The sequence below is a fragment of the Leifsonia shinshuensis genome (genome assembly GCF_031456835.1).
Lineage (GTDB): Bacteria > Actinomycetota > Actinomycetes > Actinomycetales > Microbacteriaceae > Leifsonia > Leifsonia shinshuensis_C.
The window spans coordinates 1,260,855-1,285,640 of the sequence record NZ_JAVDVK010000001.1 but is presented as its reverse complement, the minus strand read 5'-3'; the positions used below and the strand labels follow the sequence as shown (position 1 = coordinate 1,285,640).

Sequence of the window (24,786 nt, the reverse complement as noted above, 5' to 3'; positions counted from 1 at the left end):
CGCTGCGCTAGTCGCGCTTCGGAAGCTGCTGCAGCGTCCAGGCGTTGCCGTCGGGGTCGGCGAAGTCGACGAAGCGGCCCCACGCGAGGTCGGCGACTCCGCGCGCCTCGATGCCGCGCTCGGTGAGGTGCGCGAGGGCGGCGTCCGCATCCGGGACCACGATCTGCAGGCCCTTCATGGTGCCCGGGGTCATGTCGGTCAGCCCCTGGCCGAAGGCGATGGAGCACGCCGACCCGGGAGGGGTCACCTGCACGAAGCGCAGCTCGGGCGAGACCCGCTGGTCGTGGTCCGCGTTCCAGCCGAGCGCGTCCACGTAGAACGCCTTCGCCCGGTCGACGTCGGTGACGGGGAGGATGATGAGCTCGATGCGCCAGTCGCTGATGGTCATGATCGGTGCCTTCCTGTTCGGTGTGACTCCAGGCTACGAGCGCTTGCGGTCAGGTTCCGGCCGCAATTGGAATTCGGCGATTTCGCGGATCGGCGCGCTAGGGTCGTAAATCCCACCGGCCCACTGGAACCGAAAGCGATCACCGCGCGATGAGCGACTCACCGGCCTCGCCCACCCCGTACGAGGTGCTGGGCGTGCGCCCGGACGTCAGTCACGACGACCTCCGCCGTGCCTACCGTCGGCTGCTCCGCGAGACGCACCCGGACACCGGCGGCACCGCCGCCGCGTTCCAGGCCGTCCAGCACGCCTGGGAGCTCATCGGCGACCCCGAGGACCGCGCCCGGTACGACCGCGGCGAGAGCATCACGGTGGATGCGGTGGCCGGCGACTCGGCGGGCGGCGGTTTCAGCGCGACCGTGCACACCTCCCGCGCCGGCTCGGGCGGACCGTCCGTGCGCGCCCGCAGCTACGGGCACCCGGGCGGTCGCGCCCGCGAGCGCTTCCTCGGCCTCATGCGCGAGTGGATGGGGCGCGGCACCGACGACCGTGATCCGTACGACCCGGCGCTCGTGCGCTCCGCGCCGCTGGAGATCCGGCGGCTGCTGGCGGAGGCGCTCGCCGAGGAGGCGACGGCCCGGGCCGTCACCGGGCTCGGGATCGGCTTCACGATCTGGAACGACGTGGCCGTGCATCCCAGCACCGACGCCAAGCTCGACCACATCGTGCTCGGGCCGGCCGGGCTGTTCGCGGTCCGCTCCGCCGACTGGGGAGCACCGGTCAAGCTCGCGAAGGGCGACCTCGTCGGCCCCGGCATCGCGCCGGACGAGGAGCCGTTCCACGACCTCTACCACGCGGCGAAGAGCTTCGGCCGCCAGGCGGGCGTCCGCTTCACCGGCCTCATCGTCGTGGTGCCGGACGCCGACCTCGACGTGCCGTTCGACGTCATCCGCCGCGGCCGGCTGAACGGCGCCATGGTGGTCCGCCGCTCGCTGCTGCCGCGCGTGCTGCGCGACGGCGCGAACGCCGCCGGACGGGAGAGCGTCGACCGAGCGTTCGAACTGCGCGTGCGCCTCCAGGAGGCCGTGCGCTTCGTCTGAGCGTCGCAGAAGCGCAGCTCTCGGCTCGTCTGCTGGGCGGCGACCTCGCAGCGACTGGCACCCAAGATGCACATGGGTGAGCACTACGGGTGCGAATTCCCTGGGAAGCCCTTTGCGGTCGTCATCCCGCCCGCCCGGCCGCGTCTCTAACAGTGCGAGCACCCCCAGGTGGAGTGCTCTTCTTCGACCCAGGGAAACGAACCCTTACCCCGTCATCGCGAGTAGCGCACCACTTCTCTCTCGCTGACCAGCCCTCCGGAAAGGAACCACCATGGGCATCAGACCCACCCGACGCAAGCTCCTCGGGGCTGGAGCAGCCACACTCGCTGCAGCAGCCCTCGCCATCGGTGTCGCCGGCCCTGCCAGCGCCGCGACCTCGATCAACGGTGGCACGACCACCGGCGGAATCGGGGCGCTTTCGGTGACTCCGTCAGCGCCCGCCACCGATTTCTCCCAGCCGGGCACGCTCGGCACGCTCTCCTTCCGGCCTTACGACGTAGCGTCGCCAGGCGGCCGGGTCGATTTCGTCGTCGGCGACACGCAGACGTGGAGGATCACCCTTCCCGCGGGAATCGAATTCGGTGCCACAGCGTGCGACTGGCGCAACCAGCCGGGCGCCTTCTTCGACATGTCATGCACCCTGTCTCCAGACAGGAAGGTCTGGACTCACAGTTACCGATACAAGGTGGACACCCCAGGATCGAACTTCTCTCCCGGCGCATCCACTGAAGCGGCGCGAACCAACCTTCCGGTCGTCACCACCGGCCCGCTGTCGGGTAAGGTACTCGGCACCTACACGGCATACGCAGGCCTCTCCAACGGGGCACCCAGCGCGAGCTTCAGCTTCGATGCCCCTGGACCGGTCGAGAACCTGAACGCAACCGGTCCGGACGGGACCGGCGAGTACACCCTGGAAGGTACCGGCGAAGCCGGCGCGACGGTGACCATCACGGACGACAACGGCGCTTTGTGGACAACCCCCGTAGACCCCGATGGTACGTGGAAAAGGAAGCTGCCGACGACCGTGAAGCCTCCGCTGACGATCACGCAGACGTTGGACGGTCTCACCTCCACGCCGGTGACCTACGACACCGAGCCGCTGCCGATCATGAATCCGGCTGTGGCTCTGGGTGTGCTTGCCCTGGCGGGCGCCGTCGTGGGTGGCACCGTGCTCGCTCGTCGCCGGCGCGCGGCGACCGCTACCGCCGCCGTCTGATCTCACCACTCTGCAGCCGCCCGGCGAATCTCGCCGGGCGGCTGCTTCGTCTGAGCCTCACGGGAGCGCAGCCTCTAGACGCGGCCGCTCCAGCACGAGCAGAGTGGACGCCATGGTCACCCCACTCGACATCTTCAGCGGCTTCAGCGTGAACGACCTCGCCGCGGCGAAGTCCTTCTACGGCGAGACGCTCGGTCTCCGCATCTCCGACGGCCCCATGGGCAACCTCGACCTCGAGCTCCCCGCCGGTGGTCTCGTGTTCATCTACCCGAAGGACGACCACGTGCCCGCGACCTTCACGATCCTCAACCTCGTGGTCGACGACATCGACCGGGCGGTGGACGACCTCAACGCGAAGGGCGTCGCCACCGCGATCTACGACGACCCGGCGCTGCCGACCGACGCCAAGGGCGTGCTCCGCGGCCGGTCGCAGAACCGCGGCCCCGACATCGCCTGGTTCCGCGACCCCGCGGGCAACGTGCTCTCGGTCCTGCAGGAGTGACGCCGTCCCTTGAGACGGCGGCAGGGGATCAGGCGCGCGATCCGTCGCTGTCGTCGAGGTCCCAGGAGGAGCCGCGCGGGTCCGACACGTCCTCGGTCGACCGGGGGATGGTCGATACGAGCCGGTAGGTGGCCTCCTCCGGCCATCGGCGTTCGTCGGCCAGCTCGAACACCTCGAAGGCGGACGCGCCGGCGAAGTCGGCGGGCACGCGGATGCGGTTCGGGGGCACATCCACTTCGGTCGGCAGCGTCAGGACGCGCGGCACCTGTCCATCGTCTCGCAGCAGCACCGCCCGGAACGTCCGGGCCTGGAAATCGGACACGTCAGTACGGTAGGCGCTTCCCGCACCCGCGTCGAGCGGAATACGGGAATTCCCCGGTGCGCATTCGACGGACACCCAGCGCCCTAGGATGTGCCTGTGGAGCCCTTCATCGTCTGTCTGTGGATCCTCGCCGCCGTCTGCGCGGCGACGTGGGTGCTCTCGCTCATCACGGGGGAGCACTCCTGGGTCGACCGCATCTGGTCGATCGTGCCGGTCGTCTACGTGTGGGTCTTCGCCGGAGCGGCGGGGCTCGCGGATGCGCGCCTCGACCTGATGGCGGTGCTCGTCACGCTGTGGGGTGCGCGCCTCACCTTCAACTTCGCGCGGAAGGGCGGCTACGCGCCCGGCGGCGAGGACTACCGCTGGGAGGTGCTGCGCGGCCGGATGAAGCCCGCCGCCTTCCAGCTGTTCAACCTGTTCTTCATCGTCATCTACCAGAACGTCCTGCTGCTGCTGATCGCCCTCCCCGCGTGGACGGCGTACCAGCACCGCACGCCGCTGTCCGCGCTCGACATCGTGCTCGCCGTCGTCTTCCTCGGCCTTCTCGTCGGCGAGACCGTGGCCGACCAGCAGCAATGGCGGTTCCACCAGTGGAAGAAGGCGGAGACGGCGGCCGGCCGGACCCCGGAGCCGCGCTTCCTGCAGACCGGATTGTTCCGCTACTCCCGTCACCCCAACTTCTTCTTCGAGCAGGCGCAGTGGTGGGTCGTATTCCTCTTCGGCTGCGCCGCCGCCGGCTCGGTGCTGCAGTGGACCGTGATCGGCCCGCTGCTGCTCACCGGGCTCTTCATCGGCTCCACGGTGTTCACCGAGAGCATCTCGCGCTCCCGGTACCCGGAGTACGCCGAGTATCAGGCGCGCACGTCGCCGGTGGTGCCCTGGTTCCCGGGCCGCGGGAACACCGCCCGCATGTGGTCCGAGTCGAGGTAGTCGGCCACGCCGATCAGGATGAGGCTGAACACGATCTGCTCGGTCACCATCCACAGCGGGTACAGGCCCGGGATCGCGGCGATCACCAGCGTGACGACCGGGAAGATCTTGGCGAACAGCCGGAGGCGCGAGTACGCCCAGTAGTAGCCCTTCTGCGCCCGCCACGAGAAGTAGAACAGCGTGACCGTCATCCCGAGCACGATCACCGACCGCATCCACACCGGGAACGCCACGGTCACCCCGTCCAGCGTCAGCACGACGGCGACGACGACGGCGGACAGCCCGATCACCAGCTCGGCGGCGAGCAGCCAGCCGACCACCGCGAAGGCGCGCCGCGTGCGCGGGTGCGCGCGGCCCTCGTCGGGCACGGTGTAGGCGGCGTGGCGGCCTCCCGCGATGCGGTCGAGCCGCGCGAGGAGAGTTTCCATGCAATCACGGTAACCCGGGCTACGGTGGGAATATGTCGTGCATCCGCTTCAACACCCCCGCCCAGCGCCAGGCCATGCGCAGCCAGCGGCCGGCGATGCTCACCGCCGAGGAGGCCGCGGCGCTGCACCCGGCGCCGGAGATGACGGAGAGCAAGCTCCGCCGCCTGCGCCTCCTCGCCGCCGACCCGAACCCCAAGATCCGCGAGGCGGTCGCGAGCAGCTACCACACCCCGGAGGACCTCTTCCTCAGGCTCGCTCGGGACCCGGACGAGGGCGTCCGCGGCTGCGTCGCGAAGAACGAGGCGACCCCGTGCGACATCCTGCGGATGCTCGCCGACGACCGGTCGGAGACCGTGCGCGGCTGGGTGGCGGTCAACTACTTCGTGCCGGCGGATGTGATGGAGAAGCTGGCGAACGACCGCAGCCGCACCGTCCGCGGCCTGGTGAAGTGGAAGGCGTCCCTGTCGGAGGACGCCGTGGAGCCTGCCGCGGCGAAGGCCCCCGCGGCGGTCTGACGTGCCCGGCACACCGGCGGCGGGCCCGCAGGGCGCGAGCTCCAGCGTCCGCGTCGACTCCTGGGCGTGGGCCGTCCGCCTGTTCAAGACGCGGTCGGCGGCGTCGGATGCGTGCAAGGCCGGCCACCTCAAGGTCAACGGCGAGCGGGCGAAGCCGGCCACGCCGGTCCGCGTCGGCGACGAGGTCCGCGCCTTCGCCGGCGGCACCGAGCACATCTACATCGCGCGGCGCCTCATCGTGAAGCGCGTCGGGGCGGCGATCGCGGCGGACTGCTTCGAGGACCGCACCCCGCCTCCGCCGCCGCGCACCGAGACCCCGGCGACCGTCACCCGCGAGCGCGGCGCCGGCCGGCCCACCAAGCGGGAACGCCGGCTGCTGGACCAGCTCCGGGGCCGCTGATGGCGCTCGCGCGCATCGGGATCTCGGGATGGACGTACGCGCCGTGGCGCGGCGTCTTCTACCCGCCCAAGCTGCCGCACCGGCTCGAGCTGGAGTACGCATCCGAGCGGCTGGACTCCATCGAGATCAACGGTTCCTTCTACTCGCTGCAGCGCCCCTCCAGCTACCGCACCTGGGCCGAGCACACCCCCGAGGAGTTCGTGTTCGCGGTCAAGGGCGGCCGCTACATCACGCACATCCTGCGACTGAAGAACGCGCGGACCGCCGTCGCCAACTTCTTCGCGTCCGGAGTGCTGGCGCTGGGACCCAAGCTTGGCCCGCTGCTCTGGCAGCTGCCGCCGACCCTGCAGTTCGACGCGGAGTCGGTCGACGCGTTCCTCGGGATGCTGCCGCGCACCACCACCGAGGCCGCGGCGCTGGCCGGGGAGACCACCCTCGACGAGGACCGGACGCACACGGCCGCCGGCGCCGAACGGCCGCTGCGGCACGCGGTCGAGGTGCGCCACACCTCCTTCGACGTCCCGGAGTTCGCCGAGCTCGCCCGCCGCCACGGCGTCGCGATCGTGCTCGCCGACACCGCCGGGCGCTATCCCGTGATCCGCACGCTGACCGCGGACTTCGCGTACATCCGCCTGCACGGGGACGAGGAGCTCTACACCAGCGGCTACACCGACGAGTCCCTCGACCGCTGGGCCGCGGAGCTCGGAGAGGTGCTGGAGAACGGGATGGACGTCTACGCCTACTTCGACAACGACGTGAAGGTCCGGGCGCCCTACGACGCCATGGGACTGCGCGACCGGCTCGCCGCCTGGACGCCCCGTCCACACGCGCTGGGAGACGCTCACTAGACTCGGAACGTGGAGGGTGGCAGCGCGGTCGTGAGTTCGCGGGTCTGGACGGTCCCGAACGTCCTCAGCTTCTTCCGCCTCGCACTGGTCCCGGTCTTCCTGTGGCTCATCGTGGCGGGGGAGGACGGGCTCGCCCTGCTCGTGCTCGTCGTCTCCAGCATCACCGACTTCCTCGACGGCTGGCTGGCCCGGCGGCTGCACCAGGTGTCCCGGCTCGGGCAGCTGCTCGACCCGGCCGCCGACCGGCTCTACATCTTCGCGGCCCTGATCGGCCTCTGCTGGCGCGAGGTCATCCCCTGGTGGCTGTTCCTCGTGATCATCGCGCGGGATGTGATGCTCGCCGTCCTCGGTGTCATCCTGGCCAACCACGGCTTCGGCCCGCTCCCCGTGCACCACCTCGGGAAAGTGGCCACGTTCTGCCTGTTCGTGGCCCTCCCGCTGCTGATGCTGGGGGAGGCGTTCGCCCCGATCGCGCCGTTCTCGCTGCCCCTCGGCTGGGCCTTCGCGCTGTGGGGCGCCTTCCTCTACTGGTGGGCCGGAGTGGTCTACATCCGGGAGACCGCGCGCGTCATCCGACTTCCGGCCGATGACAGGGGCGCTCCATCGGATACGCTGGACCGCAAGGAGGTTGACGGTGCCTGAAGACATTGACCCGAACGCTGCAGCCGGCGGAGCCGACGACGCCGCCCGGAACCCCCTGCGGGACGCGGCGGGCAACGAAGACACGACCGCGCGGTTCGGCGAGGAATTCATCTCGAAGATGTACCCGTCGGGCGAGGTGTCGCCGGAGGAGCAGGAGGCCATCGCCGCCCTGCCGTCCGGTTCCGCCCTGCTGATCGTGCGGCGCGGCCCCAACGCGGGCGCGCGGTTCCTCCTCGACGCCGACGTTACCTCCGCGGGCCGCCACCCGAACGCCGATATCTTCCTCGATGATGTGACCGTGTCGCGTCGTCATGCGGAGTTCACGCGCCGTGGCACCGCCTTCGAGGTGCGCGACCTGGGGTCGCTGAACGGCACGTACTACGACGGCGTCCGCATCGAGAGCGCGCAGCTCGCCGACTCCGCCGAGGTGCAGATCGGCAAGTTCCGCCTCACGTTCTACGCGTCGCGTCACGACCTCGCCGCAGCGGCGAACGGCTAGTGGCCCGGCCGGCACAGCGTGCCGCCGGCGACGCTCCTGCCCTTCTCAGCATCGGCCAGGTCCTCGCGCGGCTCACGCCCGAGTTCCCCGACCTGTCGTCGTCGAAGCTGCGCTTCCTCGAAGAGAGGGGCCTGGTGTCGCCCGCCCGCACGGCGTCCGGCTACCGCAAGTTCTCCCCGGCCGACGTCGACCGGTTGCGCGCCGTGCTCGCCATGCAGCGCGACCACTACCTCCCGCTGAAGGTCATCAAGAAGTACTTCGCCGACCTGGATGCGGGGCTCGACCCGGCGTTCCCCGGCACCGTGCCCGCCGGATCCATCCTCGGGTCGCGGCACTACCGTCGTGACGAGCTGCTGCGCGAGGCCGGCGCCGACGCCGAGCTGCTCCAGGATGCGGTGAGCGCCTCCCTGCTCCCCGCCGCCGACGTGTACGGCGACGAGGCTCTGACCGTCCTGCGCGCGCTGGCGGAGCTCCGCCGCAGCGGCATCGAGCCGCGGCACCTCCGCGGGTTCCGCGCGGCCGCGGAGCGCGAGATCGGCCTGATCGAGACGGCCCTCGTCCCCATCGCGCGCCGGAACGACGTCAGCAGCAAGGCCCGCACGGCTGAGCTCGCCCGCGAGATCGCGGCGCAGCTGGATGTGGTGCGCGGCAGCATCATCCGCTCCTCCATCGCACGGCTGCGTCCGTGACGCGGCTCCCCGGCCTCGACACGCCGGAACCGAAAGAGCGGATGTCGTTGCCCGGCGACCGCCGCATGGGTACCGTGGATGAAGCGGCGCGGTTGCGACGCGCGATCCACTACCCGGGTGAGAGGCGAACATCATGAGCGAACTGAGTCGTGACGACGGTGTCGCCCGCTACGACCTCGGACTCCTGTTCACCGACGGCCTCCCCGAGATGGACGACGTGAACGGCTACCGCGGAGCGGTCGCCGCCCGCGCCGCCGGGATCTCCTACCGCCAGCTCGACTACTGGGCCCGCACCGGACTGGTCGAGCCGACCGTCCGCGGCGCCGCCGGCTCCGGCTCGCAGCGCCTGTACGGCTTCCGCGACATCCTCGTGCTCAAGCTCGTGAAGCGCCTCCTCGACACCGGCATCTCGCTGCAGCAGATCCGCACCGCGGTGAACCAGCTGCGCGAGTCGGGTGTCAGCGACCTCGCCCAGACGACGCTCATGAGCGACGGCGCGAGCGTCTACCTCTGCACCTCCAACGACGAGGTCATCGACCTCGTCAGCCGCGGCCAGGGCGTCTTCGGCATCGCGGTCGGCAAGGTCCTCCGCGAGGTCGAGTCGAGCCTCGTCGAGCTGGACACCCAGTCCGACGCCATGGACGAGCTCGCCGCCCGCCGCGCCGCCCGCACCCGCGCCTCCTGACGCGCTCCGCGCGTCCCGCGCGTCCCCTCTCGGGGTCTCCGGTCTCCTGAGCGTTCCGCCCACCGTCGAGTACACGAAAAGTGCACGCGGCGCGCCGTCGAACCGTGCACTTTTCGTGTACTCGACGGTGGGGCGGGGGAGCTCAGGACTGGACGGTCGCGTACTCGCCGAGGCGGGCGGTGCGCAGCACGCGCTCCAGCAGCAGGTCGAAGTTGTGCGCCATCTCCTGCGCGCTCTCGCCCGGCCAGACGTGCAGCGGCTTCGCCGCGCCCTGCGCCTGCTGCAGCGACGTGCGCTCCGGCAGCTGAGGGGAGAGCACGAGCGGACCGAACATGTCGCGCAGCTCCTTGATGCGGAACTGGTGCTCCAGCGACTGGACGCGCGCGCGGTTCACGATGATGCCGAGCGGCTGGAGGCGCGGCGACAGACCGCGGCGGATCTCCTCGATCGCGCGCAGCGCGCGGTCGGCGGCGGCCACCGAGAACAGGCCGGGCTCCGTCACGACCGCGACGCGGTCGCTGGCCGCCCAGGCCGTGCGGGTCAGCGCGTTGAGCGACGGTGCGCAGTCGATGAGCACGAGCTCGTAGTCGTGCTCGACGTTGGCGAGCGCCTCCTCGAGCTTCCAGATGTCGCGGATGCTCGGGTGCGGGCCGTCGAAGTTGATGGCGGACGGGCTGCCGATCATGACGTCGATCGTGCCGCTGCGGCCCTTCGTCCAGCCGGACGGGGCGATCGCGGCGCGGACGATCTTCTCCTTGGGGGAGGCGAGCACATCCGCGACGTTGAGGTGGCCGGCGACCTGGATGTCCATGCCGGTCGACACGTCGGATTGGGGATCGAGATCGACCACCAGCGTCCGCAGGCCTTTGGCGAACGCCGCCGACGCCAGCCCGAGCGTCACCGTCGTCTTTCCGACACCGCCCTTGAGGGAGCTAACGCTGAGTACGTGCACGAGAGCCACGTTACCTTCACTAGTCTTAGAGAACCTAACCGTTTGCTGTGTGGTGTCGACCCCTGCTCGAAAGGTCCCCATGTTCCGAAAGATCCTCGTTGCCAACCGCGGTGAAATCGCCATCCGAGCCTTCCGGGCCGCGTACGAGCTGGGTGCTCGCACGGTCGCCGTCTTCCCCTACGAAGACCGCAACTCGATGCACCGGCTGAAGGCGGACGAGGCCTACCAGATCGGCGAGCCGGGCCACCCCGTCCGCGCCTACCTGGACGTGCAGGAGATCATCCGCGTCGCGCAGGAGTCGGGCGCCGACGCCATCTACCCCGGCTACGGTTTCCTCTCGGAGAACCCCGAGCTGGCCGAGGCCGCCCGCGCCGCGGGCATCGCGTTCATCGGCCCGCGCGCCGAGGTCCTCGAGATGGCCGGCAACAAGGTGACCGCCAAGGAGCACGCGATCGCCGCGGGCGTCCCGGTGCTGAAGTCCACCCCGCCGTCGCGCGACATCGAGGAGCTGCTCGCCGGCGCCGACGAGATCGGTTTCCCGATCTTCGCCAAGGCGGTCGCGGGAGGCGGCGGTCGCGGGATGCGCCGGGTCGCCACCAAGGCCGACCTGCGCCCCGCGCTCGAGGAGGCAATGCGCGAGGCCGACAGCGCCTTCGGCGACCCCACCATGTTCCTGGAGCAGGCCGTGCTCCGCCCGCGTCACATCGAGGTCCAGATCCTCGCCGACGGCACCGGCGAGACCATGCACCTGTTCGAGCGCGACTGCTCCGTGCAGCGCCGCCACCAGAAGGTCGTCGAGATCGCACCGGCGCCGAACCTCTCCGAGGACATCCGCCAGGCGCTGTACCGCGACGCGGTCGCCTTCGCCCGCTCCATCAATTACGAGAACGCCGGGACCGTGGAGTTCCTGCTCGACACCGCGGGGGAGCGCGCCGGCCAGCACGTGTTCATCGAGATGAACCCGCGCATCCAGGTCGAGCACACCGTGACCGAGGAGATCACCGACGTCGACCTCGTCCAGTCGCAGATCCGCATCGCCGCCGGCGAGACGCTCGCCGACCTCGGCCTCAGCCAGGAGACCGTGCACATGCGCGGCGCGGCGCTGCAGTGCCGCATCACCACCGAGGACCCGACGGCGAACTTCCGTCCGGACACCGGCAAGATCACGACGTACCGCTCGCCGGGCGGCGCCGGCATCCGCCTCGACGGCGGGACGATCAACCCGGGCGCCCAGATCAGCCCGCACTTCGACTCGATGCTCGCGAAGCTGATCTGCCGCGGCCGTGACTTCCCGGCCGCCGTGCTGCGCGCCCGCCGCGCGCTGGCCGAATTCCGCGTGCGCGGCGTCGCCACGAACATCCCGTTCCTGCAGGCCGTCATGGAGGACCCGGACTTCATCGCCGGCAACGTCTCCACCTCCTTCATCGAGGAGCGTCCCGAGCTGTTCAAGGGCCGCGCCTCCAAGGACCGCGGCACCAAGGTGCTCAACTGGCTCGCCGACGTCACGGTCAACCAGCCGAACGGCCCGCGCCCGCTGAGCGCCGACCCGGCCGAGAAGCTCCCGAAGATCGACCTCTCGGTCCCCGCTCCCGCGGGGTCGCGTCAGCGCCTGCTCGAGCTCGGCCCGGCCGGCTTCGCCGAGGCGCTGCGCGCCCAGAAGTCGCTGGCGGTCACCGAGACGACGTTCCGCGACGCCCACCAGTCGCTGCTCGCGACCCGCGTCCGCACCCGCGATCTGCTCGCCGTCGCGCCGTACGTCGCCCGCATGACGCCGGAGCTGCTCTCGGTCGAGGCGTGGGGAGGCGCGACCTACGACGTCGCCCTCCGCTTCCTCGGCGAGGACCCGTGGGAGCGCCTGGCCGCGCTGCGCGAGGCCCTGCCGAACATCAACATCCAGATGCTGCTGCGCGGCCGCAACACCGTCGGCTACACCCCGTACCCGACCCAGGTGACCGACGCGTTCGTGCGCGAGGCCGCATCCACCGGTGTCGACATCTTCCGCATCTTCGACGCGCTCAACGACGTGTCGCAGATGCGCCCGGCCATCGAGTCCGTGCTCGCCACCGGCTCGTCGATCGCCGAGGTCGCCGTCTGCTACACCGGCGACCTGCTCGACCCGGCCGAAGACCTGTACACGCTCGACTACTACCTGCGCCTCGCGGAGCAGATCGTCGAGTCGGGCGCGCACATCCTCGCCATCAAGGACATGGCCGGCCTGCTGCGCCCCAGCGCGGCCGAGAAGCTCGTCTCCGCGTTCCGCGAGCGGTTCGACCTGCCCGTCCACGTGCACACGCACGACACCCCGGGCGGTCAGCTCGCGACGCTGCTCGCGGCGTCCCGCGCCGGTGCCGACGCGGTGGATGTGGCCAGCGCCCCCATGGCCGGCACCACCAGCCAGCCCAGCGCCTCCGCCCTCGTCGCCGCGCTCGCCCACACCGAGCGCGACACCGGCATCTCGCTGAGCGCGGTCGAGGACCTCGAGCCCTACTGGGAGGCGGTCCGCCAGGTCTACCGGCCGTTCGAGTCGGGCCTGCCCGGTCCCACCGGCCGCGTCTACAAGCACGAGATCCCGGGCGGCCAGCTCTCCAACCTGCGCCAGCAGGCGAAGGCGCTGGGGCTCGCCGAGGACTTCGAGCTGGTGGAGGACATGTACGCCGCGGCCAACCGCATCCTGGGCCGCATCCCCAAGGTGACCCCGTCGTCGAAGGTCGTCGGCGACCTCGCCCTGCACCTGGCGGCCGTGAAGGCCGACCCGGACGACTTCGCCGAGAACCCGCAGAACTACGACATCCCCGACTCGGTCGTCGGCTTCATGGCCGGCGAGCTGGGCGAGCTGCCGGGTGGATGGCCGGAGCCGTTCCGCACCAAGGTGCTGGCGGGCAAGACGGTCAAGGTCGGCGTCGAGGACCTCTCGGCGGACGACGCGTCGGCCCTCGAGGGCGACAGCGCCGAGCGCCGCGCCACCCTGAACCGGCTGCTGTTCCCCGCCCCGACCCGGATCTACGAGCAGATGCGCGAGCTCTTCGGCGACCTCTCCGTGGTCGACACGCTCGACTACCTCTACGGTCTGGCGCAGGGCGGAGAGCACGTCATCGAGTTCAGCCGCGGCGTCCGCCTGTACATCGGGCTGGAGGCCATCGGCGAGGCGGACGAGAAGGGCATGCGCACGGTCATGACCACGCTCAACGGCCAGCTGCGGCCGGTGTTCGTGCGCGACCGCAGCATCGTCGTCGAGTCGAAAGCGGCCGAGAAAGCGGACACGGCCAAGCCCGGGCAGGTCGCGGCGCCGTTCTCGGGCGTGGTCACCCTCCAGGTGAACGTCGGCGACGCGGTCGCCGCCGGCCAGGCGGTGGCCTCGATCGAGGCGATGAAGATGGAGGCGGCGATCACCGCACCGGTCGCCGGAACCATCGAGCGGCTCGCCATCCCGAAGACCCAGCAGGTGGATGCGGGCGACCTGATCGTGGTCATCCAGCCCTCCTGAAACGGCGCCGTCCACCGGCCCCGTGACCGTCCCGCCGCCGCTCCGGCGGCGGGACGGCCTACAATGACGATTCGCGGGACCCGCCCGCAGCAGAAGGAGAACGCACGCCGTGGCGAATGGTCATGACGCCGACACCCCCGAGCCGCGCTCGCCGCGCGAGCTCGTGCCGGCCGACGACGAGCTGACGCCGGCCGACGCCTTCCAGCCGGTCCCGTCGCTCGAGGTCGACTCCACCCTCAGCATCGCCGTCGACCTCCCGCCGGCGCCCCCGCCGGAGATCCCGGAGGACGAGGCCGCCGTGGCGATCGACGAGGTCCCGGTCGACCCGGGCTTCGTCGCCTCGCCCACCGAGCCGACGACCATGTCGGTCGCGATCGTCGCCTCGCGCCTGGCGACCACCCCGCCCGAGGCCGCCGACGGCGCGGACGCGACCCGCGCCGCGGACGGCCCCGACGCCGCGCCGCTTCCGGCCGGCGAGCCGTACGCCGGCTCCCGCCGCGACCGCCTGCGCGGCGAGCACTCCACGCAGCCGGAGCCCGCCGCGATGCTGACCGCCGACCGCCTGCTCGAGGTCAACCGCAAGACGCGCCCCGGCCCCGAGGGCCCGTGGCAGCGCTTCGTCTACAACGTCACCTTCCGGACCGTGAACCTGGGCGACTCGGCCAAGGTGCGCGCGCGCAAGGAGCTCGACCACCGCATCCAGAAGCACTTCGAGGGCGGCGCCCGCTTCGTGCCGGTGCTCACCCGCAAGGGCGGCGTGGGCAAGACCACCGTGACCACGCTGCTCGGGATGGCGCTGGCCTCCGCCCGCGAGGACCGCATCATCGCGATCGACGCCAACCCGGACCGCGGGACGCTCTCCGAGCGGGTTCCGAGGCAGACGCGGTCGACGGTGCGGGACGTGGTGCACAAGGCCGCGAGCATCGGCGGCTTCACCGACTTCTCCTCGCTCGTCTCGCGCGACGAGACGCGGCTCGACATCCTCGCGTCGGACACCGACCCGATGCTGTCCGAGGCGTTCGACGAGAACGACTACAACGTCGTCGCCGACCTCTCGGCCCGGTTCTACTCGATCGTGCTCACCGACTGCGGCACGGGCATCGTCCACTCCGTGATGCGCGCGACGCTGCAGCGCGCCGACTCGCTGGTCATCGTCTCCGGCGGCAGCGTGGACGAGGCGCGGCTCGCCTCCGAGACGCTCACCTGGCTCGAGGCGAACGGCTACGGCGACCTGGTGCGCAACGCCGTCGTGGCGCTGAACACGGCGACGCACGCCACCAACCTGGTGAAGCTCGAGGAGATCGAGGCGCACTTCCGGTCCCGGGTGCGCGAGATCGTCCGTGTCCCGTACGACCCGCAGCTCGCCGCCGGTTCCGTGGTGTCGTGGAAGGACCTCAAGCCGCTGACGCGCCTCTCGGCGCGGACGCTGGCGGCCCTCGTGGTCGAGGGTCTCCCGGCGGAGCGCGACTGAGGACACGTCCGAACTGTTGACCTGCCTCTCCGCCCTGCCGACCGATCCGCCCATCCGCTGACCCGCCCATCCGCTGACCCGCCCATCCGCCCGTTCATCGAGGAGTACCCGTGACCGAACGCCAGATCCGCCTGTTCGGCGACCCCGTGCTGAAGACGCCGTCCGACCCGATCGGGGAGATCGACGACGGCGTGCGCGGACTGGTCGAGGACCTGGTGGACAGCGTGCTCCCTCCGGGACGCGCCGGCGTCGCCGCACCGCAGATCGGCGTGAACGAGCGGGCCTTCAGCTACAACGTGGACGGCGAGGTCGGCTACGTGATCAACCCCGTGCTCGCCGAGGTGTCGGGGGAGCCGGAGCTGGTCGACGAGGGCTGCCTGTCCGTTCCCGGGCTGTGGTTCAAGACGCTGCGCTACCCGTTCGCGCGGGTGACGGGCATCGACCTGGACGGCAACCCGATCGAGGTGTCCGGCACCGGCGTGCTCGCGCAGGCGCTCCAGCACGAGACCGACCACCTCGACGGCGTGCTCTACCTGGACCGGCTCGACAAGGAGAGTCGTCGCGAGGCGATGAAGCAGGTCCGCGAGTCCGACTGGTTCTAGCCGCGTCCGCCTAGACTGGGCGGTATGCGAATCGCGGTCACCGGAGGATCGGGCAAGCTCGGACGCACTGTCGTGCGCGAGCTGCGGAAGACAGGGGACGAGGTCATCTCCCTCGATGCGGCGGGGGAGCGTGGTCCCGGCTTCGTCCGGGTCGACCTGACCGACTTCGGCCAGACGATCGACGCCATCCTCGGCGTGAACGACAAGCACGACGGCTTCGACGCGATCGTGCACCTGGCGGCCATCCCGGCGCCGGGCATCCTGAGCGACGTCGCGACGTTCCACAACAACATCCGCGTCACCTACAACGTCTTCCAGGCGGCGCGTCGCGCCGGAATCCGCAACGTCGTCTACGCGTCGTCGGAGACCGTCCTGGGCCTGCCCTTCGACGTGCCGCCGCCGTACATCCCGGTGGATGAGGACTACCCGGCCCGACCGGAGAGCACCTACTCGCTGGTGAAGCACCTCGAGGAGCAGATGGCGATCGAGCTGGTCCGCTGGGACCCGGCGCTGAAGATCGTCGCGCTGCGCTTCTCCAACGTGATGGACCCGGAGGACTACGCCGCCTTCCCCTCCTTCGACGAGGACCCGCGCGCACGCAAGTGGAACCTGTGGGGCTACATCGACGCGCGCGACGGCGCCCAGGCCATCCGCCGCGCCCTGGAGTGGGACACGACCGGCTTCGACCGCTTCATCATCGCGGCGGCCGACACCGTGATGAGCCGCCCCAACGACGAGCTCGTCGCCGAGGTCTTCCCCGGCGTCCCGCTGAAGCGCGACCTCGGCGTCAACGACACCCTCCTCTCGATCGACAAGGCCCGCCGCGTCCTCGGCTACGCCCCCGAGCACTCCTGGCGCGACGAGGTCTGACCCGCCCCGCGCCGGCGGGCTGGGGCACGATTTGTGCCAAATCGTGGTTATAGCGCGCTCAGAACCACGATTTGGCACAAATCGTGCGACTGATGGGGGTGTGGAGAGGGCGCTTGTCCACAGGTTTGCCGGAACGCCGCGCAGCGCACGACACCTTCAGCACCATGGAGGGAAGCGCACTCCACAACCACTGCCGCGGCCGCTGGTCGGCGTCCCGTTCACTGTCGCGCACGCGCGGCGCTATGGCGTCGACGAGCTCCGCCTGCGCGCACGCGACATCCACCATCCGTTCCACGGCGTCAACCTGTCGAGCGCTCCCGGAGAGCTCCAGGAGCTCTGCCGGGCGTACCTCCCCGTGATGCAGGCGGGCGCGTACTTCAGTCACACCACCGCGGCCGCTCTGACGGGCATTCCTCTTCCGATGGATGCGCACGGCCATCCCCTGCATGTGTCGGTGCGCTCTCCCCGTACTGCGTCGCAGGGCAAGCGAGTCACCGGGCACAGCCTGCGGACGCTCCGCGGGGCCACCGTCGATGGCCTGCCGATCAGTGCGCCGGCGCACGTCTGGTGTCAGCTCTCGGGGATGATCGCGCCCGAGGATCTCGTCGCCGCGGGCGACTACCTTGTCGGCGCCCGCTCGCGGCCGGCTCGGGTCACGATGGAGGAGCTGTCGGCGCTCTCGGCCGACGTGCACCGGACGAAGGGCGGAAAGGCGCGTGCGTGGGCTCTTCCGCGCATCCGCTCCGGGGCCGATTCGAGGCCCGAGACGCTGCTTCGCCTGCTCCTCGACGAGCTCGGCGCGGGGGAGTTCGCCGTCAATCAGCCGCTCGTGCTCGACGGCGGGACCGTGACCCTCCATCCCGACCTCGCACTGCCGTCGGAGCGCATCGCGTTTGAGTACGAGGGCGACGGCCACCGGGTGGACCGACGCCAGTGGTTCCTCGACATCAGACGGCACGAGCTGCTGGAGGCCGCGGGCTGGCGCGTCGTCCGCGTGACGGCCGACGACCTCTTCCGCGATCGCGACGCCCTCATCGCACGCGTTCGACGATTTGTGCCAAATCTCGGTAATGCGGCGCGCAAAACCACGATTTGGCACAAATCGTGAAGCAGGCAGTGCCTCAGTGCGCCAGCGAGAAGCCCTCCGTGCGGGGGTTGTCGCTGTAGATGCCGTCGATGACGTCGGCGAAGTCGGCCAGGATGACGTTGCGCTTGATGCTGAGCTTGGGCGTCAGGTGCCCGCTCGCCTCGCTCAGCTCGGTCGCGAGCACCACGAACTTGCGGACGCTCTCGGCGCGCGAGACGCCGGCGTTCGCGTGGTCGATGGCCCGCTGGATCTCCGCGTGCACGGCCGGGTTCACGGACGCCTCGGCGAGCGTCATGTCCTTGTCCTCGCCGTTGTTCGCCAGCCAGGTCGGCAGCATCTCGGTGTCGAGGGTGACCAGCGCCGAGATGAACGGCTTCTGGTCGCCGACGACGATGACCTGCGAGACCAGCGGGTTGGCGCGGATGGGGTCCTCAAGCGCGGCGGGGGAGACGTTCTTACCGCCCGCCGTGACGATGATCTCCTTCTTGCGGCCGGTGATCGTGAGGAAGCCGTCCGCGTCGAACGACCCGAGGTCGCCGGTGCGGAACCAGCCGTCGTCGAACGCGGCCGCGGTCGCCTCCGGGTTCTTCCAGTACTCCTTGAACACGTTGATGCCGCGCACCTGGATCTCGCCGTCGTCGGCGAGGCGGAGGTCGACGCCCGGCAGCGCGGGGCCGACGGTGCCGATCTTGAAGGTGTCGGGACGGTTCACGGTCGCGGGCGCCGTCGTCTCGGTGAGGCCGTAGCCCTCCAGGATCTTGATGCCGAGGCTGTGGTAGAAGTGCCCGAGGTGCGAGCCCAGTGGGGCGGAGCCGGAGACGGCGAACTTGACCCGGCCTCCGAGCGCCGCGCGGAGCTTCGAGAACACCAGCCGGTCGTAGAGCGCGAACTTCAGCTTGAGCCCGAACGGCACCGAGCCGGCCTCGACGGCCTTCGAGTGCTCGACGGCCACCTCGGCGGCCGCCCGGAAGATCTTGCCGCGACCGCCGGCCTCGGCCTTCTGCTCGGCCGAGTTGTAGACCTTCTCGAACACGCGCGGCACGGCCAGGAGGAACGTCGGCTTGAAGCTCGCGAGCGCGGGCAGCAGCTGCTTGGTGTCGGCCTGGTGGCCGACCTTGACGCCGCCGGTGACGCACAGCACGGCGATGAAGCGCGCGAACACGTGCGCGGTGGTGATGAAGAGCAGAGTGGATGCTCCGTCCTGCACGACCTCCTTCAGCGCCTCGGCCGAGTTGCGCGAGAGCTCGACGAAGTTGGAGTGGGTGAGCACGCATCCCTTCGGGCGTCCCGTCGACCCCGAGGTGTAGATGAGCGTCCCGATGTCGGCGCCCGTGGCGATACGGCGGCGGCGCTCGATCTCCTCGTCCGGAACGTCGACCCCGGCGGCGGCCAGCTTGTCGAGGTCGCCGAGGTGCAGCTGCCACACGGTCCCGACCAGCGGGAGCTCCGGGTGGACCTCGTCGAAGCGCGCGTGCATCTCCGCGTTCTCCAGGAACACCGCGATGGCTCCGGAGTCGGACATGTTCCACTGGATCTGCGTGGGGGAGGAGGTCTCGTAGATCGGCACCAGCACCGCGCCGGCGAACCAGGTGGCGAAGTCGATCAGCGTCCACTCGTACCGGGTCTTCGACATCAGCCCGATCTTGTCGCCGGGCTGGATGCCGGCCGCGACCAGTCCCTTCGCCAGCGCGATCACCTGGCGGTGGAATTCGGCGGCCGTGACGTCCCTCCAGCCGTCGCCGTCCGGCAGGGCGAACAGCGGCAGGTCCGGGGTCTCGGCCACCCGCTGCACCAGCAGATCGGTGGCGTTGGCCTCCGGGTCGGCGGGGACGACGACGGGCGTTTCGATCACATTCACGGTAGCTCCCTCGGTACCGGGCGGGCGGGCGTCCGGCCGAATGGCTTCGGCCGGAAGGGTTGATTACACTCTAGATGGTCCTGCCGGGGGCCACTCGCGCCCCGGGGGCCGCATCCCCCGCCCCATCCCGCAGGAAGGCACCACGTGCACGCGATCGGCATCGACATCGGTGGGACCAAGATCGCGGGGGCCGTCGTCGACGAGCTCGGCGTGATCGTCCGCGAGGACCGGGTCCCGACCGACGCCAGCCGTCCGGAGGAGATCGAGAACGCCGTCGTCGAGATGATCGAGCGGCTGTCCGACGGTCCGGAGGAGATCGCCGGTGCGGGCGTCGCCGCCGCGGGCTTCATCGACGCCGCGCAGTCCACCGTCTACTACGCCCCGAACATCAACTGGCGGCACGAGCCCTTCCGCGAGAAGCTCGAAGCGCGCATCGACCTGCCCGTGCTGATCGAGAACGACGCGAACGCGGCCGGATGGGCGGAGTTCCGCTACGGAGCGGGCCGCCTGGTCTCCGACATGGTCGTCCTCACCATCGGGACGGGCGTCGGCGGCGCGATCGTCAGCAACGACCGGCTGTTCCGCGGCGGCTTCGGCGCCGGCGCCGAGATCGGGCACATGCGCGTCGTCCCCGGCGGCCTGCCCTGCGGCTGCGGCGCCCACGGCTGCATCGAGCAGTACGGCTCGGGACGCGCGCTGCAGCGGATGGCGAACGAGCTGGCGGACGCCGGCGGCATCGGCCAGGGCCTCGCCGACGTGCGCGCCCGCACCGGCATCCTGACGGGCGCCGACATCAGCGCCCTCATCACCGCGGGCGACCCGGGCGCCCTGGCCGCCCTCCGGCAGTTGGGGGACTGGCTCGGCCAGGCCTGCGCGAGCCTCGGCGCCATCCTCGACCCGCAGCTGTTCGTGTTCGGCGGCGGCGTCGCCCAGGCGGGCGAGCTGCTGCTCGAGCCGATCCGGCAGGCGTACCTCGAGAACCTCCCGGCCCGCGGGTTCCATCCCGAGCCCGAGTTCGCGATCGCCGAGCTCGTCAACGACGCCGGCGTCGTGGGAGCCGCCGACCTGGCGCGGCTCCACGCCTCCTCGATCTGAGCGCCCGGCGGGGATAGGCTTCGAGCGATGTTCTACTGGCTGATGAAGTACGTGGTCGTGGGGCCGTTGCTCCGCGGCATCTTCCGGCCGTGGGTCGTGGGGCTGGAGAACATCCCGGCCGAGGGTGCCGTCATCCTGGCGAGCAACCACCTCTCGTTCATCGACTCGATCTTCCTGCCGCTCGAGGTCGACCGGCACGTGTCGTTCCTCGCGAAGAGCGACTACTTCACCCGCCGCGGGTTGAAGGGATGGGCGACCAAGGCGTTCATGAACGCCACCGGCCAGCTGCCCATCGACCGCTCGGGCGGCAAGGCCTCCGAGGCGTCGCTGAACACCGGCCTCGCGGTGCTGGCCCGCGGCGAGATCCTCGGCATCTACCCTGAGGGCACGCGCAGCCCGGACGGCAAGCTCTACCGCGGCCGCACCGGCGTCGCGCGCATGATCCTGGAGGCCGGTGTCCCGGTCGTCCCGGTGGCGATGGTGGACACGGCCAAGATCATGCCGATCGGCACGCGTCTGCCGAAGATCGGCCGCATCGGCATCATCATCGGGGAGCCGCTCGACTTCTCCCGGTTCGACGGTATGGAGGGCGACCGCTTCATCCTGCGCTCGGTCACCGACGAGATCATGTACGAGCTGCAGCGACTGGGCGAGCAGGAGTACGTGGACGTGTACGCGACGACCGTCAAGGAGAAGCGGGCGACGCTGTCACAGTAGGACGGCCCCGAAGGCTTTCGCGGTAGGCTCGGATATCCCATCCATCCCGAGTGAGCGGAAGACCCAGTGCTACAGACCACCGATCCCGTCGTGCGACCTGACGAGTCCGTGATCGAGGGCCTGGAGTATTGGCGCACCCTTCCCATCAAGCAGCAGCCGGCGTGGCCGGACCCGGAGGCGGCCGCCGCCGCGTCCGCCGAGATCGCCACGCTGCCGCCGCTCGTCTTCGCGGGCGAGGTCGACCAGCTCCGCACCCGGCTGGCGCGCGCCGCCGAGGGCGAGGCGTTCCTGCTGCAGGGCGGCGACTGCGCCGAGACCTTCGCCGGGGCCACGGCGGACGCCATCCGCAACCGCGTCAAGACGGTGCTGCAGATGGCGGTCGTGCTCACGTACGGCGCCTCCGTCCCGGTGATCAAGATGGGCCGCATGGCCGGCCAGTTCGCCAAGCCGCGCTCGAGCGACACCGAGACCCGCAACGGCGTCACCCTTCCCGCGTACCGCGGCGATATCGTCAACGGCTACGACTTCACCCCGGAGTCCCGGCAGGCGGACCCGCGGCGGCTGGTGCAGGGGTACCACACCGCCGCCTCAACGCTGAACCTCATCCGCGCCTTCACCCAGGGTGGTTTCGCCGACCTGCGCCAGGTGCACAGCTGGAACAAGGGTTTCGCCGCGAACCCGGCCAACCAGCGCTACGAGGGCCTCGCCCGCGAGATCGACCGTGCCATCAAGTTCATGGAGGCGGCGGGCGCCGACTTCGACGAGCTGAAGCGGGTGGAGTTCTACTCCAGCCACGAGGCGCTGCTGATGGACTACGAGCGGCCGATGACCCGTATCGACTCCCGCACGGGCACCCCGTACAACACGTCCGCGCACTTCGTCTGGATCGGCGAGCGGACGCGCGACCTCGACGGCGCGCACGTCGACTTCCTGTCGCGGGTGCGCAACCCGATCGGCGTGAAGCTCGGCCCGACCACGTCGCGCGACGACATGCTGCGCCTGATCGACAAGCTCGACCCGGAGCGCGAGCCCGGCCGCCTGACGTTCATCACGCGCATGGGCGCCGGGACGATCCGGGATGCGCTGCCCCCGCTGCTCGAGGCGATCAAGCGGTCCGACGCCAAGCCGCTGTGGGTCACCGACCCGATGCACGGCAACGGGCTGACGACCCCGACCGGCTACAAGACGCGTCGCTTCGACGACGTCGTCGACGAGGTGAAGGGCTTCTTCGAGGCGCACCGCGCCGCGGGGACCAACCCCGGCGGCATCCACGTCGAGCTCACCGGCGACGACGTGACGGAGTGCCTGGGCGGGTCCGAGCACATCGACGAGGCCACCCTCGCGACGCGCTACGAGTCGCTATGCGACCCGCGCCTGAACCACATGCAGTCGCTGGAGCTGGCGTTCCTGGTCGCCGAGGAGCTGTCCCAGGCCTGATCCCTGGCCCGAGCCCTCATCGAAGGGTCGCAACACGCCGTTATCCGCCACGGATAACGGCGTTTTGCGTCCCCTGGATGTCGGAACCGGCCGGACGCCGGCCGGAACCGGTCAGAACCCGGCGAAGTTGACCGTGATGGTCGAGCCCTTGGGCTGTTGCGTCCCGGCGGCGGGCGAGATCTTGGAGACCACGAACGCCGGCGGTGCGACGTCCGCGATCGCGCTGTACTTGAGCTTGAAGCCCGCGTCCGTCAGCGCCTTCTTGGCGTCGGCCCAGCTCTTCCCGACGACGTCGGGGACGGTGACCGGCTCGGGGCCCTTCGACGTCTCCAGCAGCAGCGTGTCGCCCGGACGCACCGGGTCGTGCTGCGGCTGCGCCGAGATGACGTCGCCCTCGGCGACCGTGTCGCTGTAGCTCTGCGGGCCGGCGGAGGTCAGCAGCCCGACCTTGCCGAGGATGGCGGAGGCGTCGGAGACGGACTTCCCCGCCACGTCCGGGATGGGGCCCGCCGAGACGACGAGGTTGACCGCGGCCGCCTCGAAGTACTGCCCGCCGCCGGAGATGTCCGCACCGGTGTCGGCCCGGGTCGCTGAGATGACGGTGTCGGCCGGAACCTTCGCGTCGAACTGCTTCGCGATGTCGCCCACCTTGGCGCCGGCGCCCGTGATGGCGCTCTTGGCCGCATCCGTGCTCTGACCGGCGAGAGCGGGGATGGTGATCGGCTTGGGACCCTGCGAGATGCGGAGCGTCACCTTGCTGCCGCGCGCGGCGGGGATGCCGGCCGCCGGGTCGGTGCTCGACACCATCCCCTTGGCGACGGTGACGCTGTACTCGGGCGCCTGCGCAGCGGTGAAGCCCAGCTTCTGCAGTTCGGCGGTGGCGGCGTCGGGCGTGGCGTTGACGACGTTCGGGACCGCGACGAGCGAGCCGGGGCCGGAGCCGAAGTACCAGCCGGTGCCGGCGGCGACCCCGGCGAGCAGGATGACGAGCGCGAACAGCCACCAGCCCTTCGAGCGGCGCTTGGTGGCGGCGGCGCTGAGCGTGGCCGTGGCCGCGGGCGTGCTCGAGGCGACCTGCTGGCGGATGGCGGGGTTGATGATCTGCGTGTCGCCGTCGTCGAGATCGAGGGCGGGCGGCAGCACCATGGTCGGCTGCAGCACCGCCACGCCGCGCAGCGACTTCTCCGCCTCGAGCAGGCGGTCGAGCATCTCGCGGGCGTCGCGCGGCCGGCGCTCCGGGTCCTTCTCGGTCGCCCACAGCACGAGCTCGTCGAGCTCGGCGGGGACGGCCGGGTTCTTCGCGCTCGGCGCCGGGACCGCGTCGTTGGCGTGCTGGTACGCGATCTGCATCGGCTGCTCGCCCTGGAAGGGCTGCTGGCCGGTCAGCATCTCGTACATCATGATGCCGAGCGCGTAGATGTCGCTGCGGGCGTCGGCGACGCCGCGCGTGACGAGCTCGGGGGAGAGGTAGGCGATCGTGCCGAGGAGCGCCTGTCCGGTCGCGGTGTTCGCGCTCGCGGCCCGGGCGAGGCCGAAGTCGCCGATCTTGATGCGGCCGTCGTCGGCGAGCAGCACGTTCTCGGGCTTCAGGTCGCGGTGGACGATCCCGGCCTTGTGCGCGGCCGCGAGACCGGAGAGCACCGCCTCCATGATGTCGATGGTCTGCTCGGGCGTGAGCTTGCCGTAGTCCTTGAGCAGGTCGCGCAGCGTGATGCCGGGCAGGTACTCCATGACCAGGTACGCCATGTCGGAGTCCTGGCCCTGGTCGAAGACGTTGACGACATTGGGATGCGCGAGCCGCGCCGCCGAGCGCGCCTCCTGCACGAAGCGGCTCTTGAAGGTGGAGTCGTCGGCCAGGTGGCCGTGCATGATCTTGATGGCGACGCGCCGCTCCAGGCGGAGGTCGGTGGCCAGGTAGACGGTGGCCATGCCACCGCGGGCGATCCGCGAGCGCACCTGATACCGGCCGTCGATGAGACGGCCGATCATCGGGTCGGTCTGGCTCGTGGTCACGAATCGAGTCTAGGGAAAGAGCCGAGGTGGAACCCGGCA

At 70.5% G+C, this 24,786-nt stretch carries 26 protein-coding genes; 19 read left to right on the top strand and 7 right to left on the bottom strand.

Features of this window, described 5'->3' with window-relative positions:
- Window positions 1-7 precede the first annotated feature (7 nt).
- Window positions 8-388 carry a glyoxalase superfamily protein gene (locus tag J2W45_RS06325; RefSeq protein WP_310129915.1) on the bottom strand — a complete coding sequence of 127 codons (381 nt, stop codon included), beginning with the start codon at window positions 386-388 and terminating at the stop codon, window positions 8-10.
- Window positions 389-537: 149 nt separating this feature from the next.
- Here J2W45_RS06325 and J2W45_RS06320 point away from each other — a divergent pair, with 149 nt between their 5' ends.
- The 3 genes from J2W45_RS06320 (at window position 538) to J2W45_RS06310 (ending at window position 3,203) form a co-directional block, all read left to right on the top strand.
- Window positions 538-1,485, top strand: coding sequence for a DnaJ domain-containing protein (locus J2W45_RS06320; RefSeq protein ID WP_310129913.1), 948 nt, complete (start codon window positions 538-540; stop codon window positions 1,483-1,485).
- Between the two features lie 271 nt (window positions 1,486-1,756).
- Window positions 1,757-2,701, top strand: coding sequence for an Ig-like domain-containing protein (locus J2W45_RS06315; protein WP_310129912.1), 945 nt, complete (start codon window positions 1,757-1,759; stop codon window positions 2,699-2,701).
- A gap of 112 nt (window positions 2,702-2,813) precedes the next feature.
- Window positions 2,814-3,203, top strand: a complete 390-nt coding sequence (locus J2W45_RS06310; protein ID WP_310129911.1) for a VOC family protein — start codon at window positions 2,814-2,816, stop codon at window positions 3,201-3,203.
- A 28-nt stretch (window positions 3,204-3,231) separates the two neighbouring features.
- Here the strand turns inward: J2W45_RS06310 and J2W45_RS06305 are convergent, their stop codons facing one another.
- Window positions 3,232-3,525, bottom strand: a complete 294-nt coding sequence (locus J2W45_RS06305; RefSeq protein WP_310129910.1) for a hypothetical protein — start codon at window positions 3,523-3,525, stop codon at window positions 3,232-3,234.
- Window positions 3,526-3,621: 96 nt separating this feature from the next.
- Here J2W45_RS06305 and J2W45_RS06300 point away from each other — a divergent pair, with 96 nt between their 5' ends.
- Entirely contained in the window at window positions 3,622-4,455 is an 834-nt protein-coding gene (locus tag J2W45_RS06300) for a DUF1295 domain-containing protein (RefSeq protein WP_463675610.1), read from the top strand.
- Here the strand turns inward: J2W45_RS06300 and J2W45_RS06295 are convergent.
- Entirely contained in the window at window positions 4,377-4,883 is a 507-nt protein-coding gene (locus J2W45_RS06295) for a hypothetical protein (RefSeq protein ID WP_310129905.1), read from the bottom strand. The two genes, J2W45_RS06300 and J2W45_RS06295, sit on opposite strands and share 79 nt — an antisense overlap.
- A 32-nt stretch (window positions 4,884-4,915) precedes the next feature.
- Between J2W45_RS06295 and J2W45_RS06290 the strand changes: the two genes are divergently transcribed.
- The 7 genes from J2W45_RS06290 (at window position 4,916) to J2W45_RS06260 (ending at window position 9,161) form a co-directional block, all read left to right on the top strand.
- A complete protein-coding gene (locus tag J2W45_RS06290) occupies window positions 4,916-5,398 on the top strand; it encodes a hypothetical protein (RefSeq protein ID WP_310129903.1) in 483 nt (160 codons plus the stop codon).
- A 1-nt stretch (window position 5,399) separates the two neighbouring features.
- Window positions 5,400-5,798 carry an RNA-binding S4 domain-containing protein gene (locus J2W45_RS06285; protein ID WP_310129901.1) on the top strand — a complete coding sequence of 133 codons (399 nt, stop codon included), beginning with the start codon at window positions 5,400-5,402 and terminating at the stop codon, window positions 5,796-5,798.
- Window positions 5,798-6,646: a DUF72 domain-containing protein gene (locus tag J2W45_RS06280; RefSeq protein WP_310129899.1), complete on the top strand. Its 849-nt coding sequence runs from the start codon at window positions 5,798-5,800 to the stop codon at window positions 6,644-6,646. Before J2W45_RS06285 ends, J2W45_RS06280 begins: the two co-directional genes overlap by 1 nt.
- Before the next feature lie 9 nt (window positions 6,647-6,655).
- Window positions 6,656-7,288, top strand: a complete 633-nt coding sequence (locus J2W45_RS06275; protein WP_310129897.1) for a CDP-alcohol phosphatidyltransferase family protein — start codon at window positions 6,656-6,658, stop codon at window positions 7,286-7,288.
- Window positions 7,281-7,787 carry an FHA domain-containing protein gene (locus J2W45_RS06270; protein WP_310129896.1) on the top strand — a complete coding sequence of 169 codons (507 nt, stop codon included), beginning with the start codon at window positions 7,281-7,283 and terminating at the stop codon, window positions 7,785-7,787. Before J2W45_RS06275 ends, J2W45_RS06270 begins: the two co-directional genes overlap by 8 nt.
- A complete protein-coding gene (gene ftsR, locus J2W45_RS06265) occupies window positions 7,787-8,476 on the top strand; it encodes a transcriptional regulator FtsR (RefSeq protein WP_310129894.1) in 690 nt (229 codons plus the stop codon). Before J2W45_RS06270 ends, ftsR begins: the two co-directional genes overlap by 1 nt.
- 133 nt (window positions 8,477-8,609) lie before the next feature.
- Window positions 8,610-9,161, top strand: a complete 552-nt coding sequence (locus tag J2W45_RS06260; protein WP_310129892.1) for a MerR family transcriptional regulator — start codon at window positions 8,610-8,612, stop codon at window positions 9,159-9,161.
- Between the two features lie 142 nt (window positions 9,162-9,303).
- Here J2W45_RS06260 and J2W45_RS06255 read toward each other — a convergent pair whose 3' ends face one another.
- On the bottom strand, window positions 9,304-10,113 hold the full coding sequence (locus J2W45_RS06255; protein ID WP_310134934.1) for a ParA family protein: 810 nt from the start codon (window positions 10,111-10,113) through the stop codon (window positions 9,304-9,306).
- A gap of 79 nt (window positions 10,114-10,192) precedes the next feature.
- Here J2W45_RS06255 and J2W45_RS06250 point away from each other — a divergent pair, with 79 nt between their 5' ends.
- The 4 genes from J2W45_RS06250 to J2W45_RS06235 all read left to right on the top strand — a co-directional run bounded on the left by J2W45_RS06250 (window position 10,193) and on the right by J2W45_RS06235 (window position 16,540).
- Complete coding sequence (locus J2W45_RS06250) at window positions 10,193-13,597, top strand: pyruvate carboxylase (RefSeq protein WP_310129891.1); 3,405 nt, start codon at window positions 10,193-10,195, stop codon at window positions 13,595-13,597.
- 109 nt (window positions 13,598-13,706) lie between these two features.
- Window positions 13,707-15,068: a MinD/ParA family ATP-binding protein gene (locus J2W45_RS06245; RefSeq protein WP_310129890.1), complete on the top strand. Its 1,362-nt coding sequence runs from the start codon at window positions 13,707-13,709 to the stop codon at window positions 15,066-15,068.
- Window positions 15,069-15,178: 110 nt separating this feature from the next.
- Window positions 15,179-15,670 (top strand): peptide deformylase, encoded by a 492-nt coding sequence (gene def, locus J2W45_RS06240; RefSeq protein ID WP_310129888.1) that lies wholly within the window; start codon window positions 15,179-15,181, stop codon window positions 15,668-15,670.
- A gap of 24 nt (window positions 15,671-15,694) precedes the next feature.
- Window positions 15,695-16,540 carry an NAD-dependent epimerase/dehydratase family protein gene (locus J2W45_RS06235; RefSeq protein WP_310129885.1) on the top strand — a complete coding sequence of 282 codons (846 nt, stop codon included), beginning with the start codon at window positions 15,695-15,697 and terminating at the stop codon, window positions 16,538-16,540.
- Window positions 16,541-16,598: 58 nt separating this feature from the next.
- On the opposite strand, the gene J2W45_RS06230 is transcribed toward J2W45_RS06235, so the two are convergent.
- On the bottom strand, window positions 16,599-16,835 hold the full coding sequence (locus tag J2W45_RS06230) for a hypothetical protein (RefSeq protein ID WP_310129884.1): 237 nt from the start codon (window positions 16,833-16,835) through the stop codon (window positions 16,599-16,601).
- 126 nt (window positions 16,836-16,961) lie between these two features.
- On the opposite strand from J2W45_RS06230, the gene J2W45_RS06225 reads away from it, so the two are divergent.
- The gene (locus tag J2W45_RS06225; protein WP_310129883.1) at window positions 16,962-17,648 is read left to right on the top strand and encodes a hypothetical protein; all 687 of its coding nucleotides are present in this window, start codon (window positions 16,962-16,964) and stop codon (window positions 17,646-17,648) included.
- Window positions 17,649-17,661: 13 nt separating this feature from the next.
- Here the strand turns inward: J2W45_RS06225 and J2W45_RS06220 are convergent, their stop codons facing one another.
- On the bottom strand, window positions 17,662-19,485 hold the full coding sequence (locus J2W45_RS06220) for an AMP-dependent synthetase/ligase (protein ID WP_310129882.1): 1,824 nt from the start codon (window positions 19,483-19,485) through the stop codon (window positions 17,662-17,664).
- 144 nt (window positions 19,486-19,629) lie between these two features.
- On the opposite strand from J2W45_RS06220, the gene J2W45_RS06215 reads away from it, so the two are divergent.
- From J2W45_RS06215 to J2W45_RS06205, 3 genes are all read left to right on the top strand, one after another.
- Window positions 19,630-20,580 (top strand): ROK family glucokinase, encoded by a 951-nt coding sequence (locus J2W45_RS06215; protein WP_310129881.1) that lies wholly within the window; start codon window positions 19,630-19,632, stop codon window positions 20,578-20,580.
- Between the two features lie 27 nt (window positions 20,581-20,607).
- The gene (locus J2W45_RS06210) at window positions 20,608-21,297 is read left to right on the top strand and encodes a lysophospholipid acyltransferase family protein (RefSeq protein ID WP_310129879.1); all 690 of its coding nucleotides are present in this window, start codon (window positions 20,608-20,610) and stop codon (window positions 21,295-21,297) included.
- Window positions 21,298-21,405: 108 nt separating this feature from the next.
- Entirely contained in the window at window positions 21,406-22,734 is a 1,329-nt protein-coding gene (locus tag J2W45_RS06205; RefSeq protein WP_310134933.1) for a class II 3-deoxy-7-phosphoheptulonate synthase, read from the top strand.
- 111 nt (window positions 22,735-22,845) lie between these two features.
- Here the strand turns inward: J2W45_RS06205 and pknB are convergent, their stop codons facing one another.
- On the bottom strand, window positions 22,846-24,747 hold the full coding sequence (pknB, locus tag J2W45_RS06200; protein ID WP_310129877.1) for a Stk1 family PASTA domain-containing Ser/Thr kinase: 1,902 nt from the start codon (window positions 24,745-24,747) through the stop codon (window positions 22,846-22,848).
- Window positions 24,748-24,786: the final 39 nt, after the last annotated feature.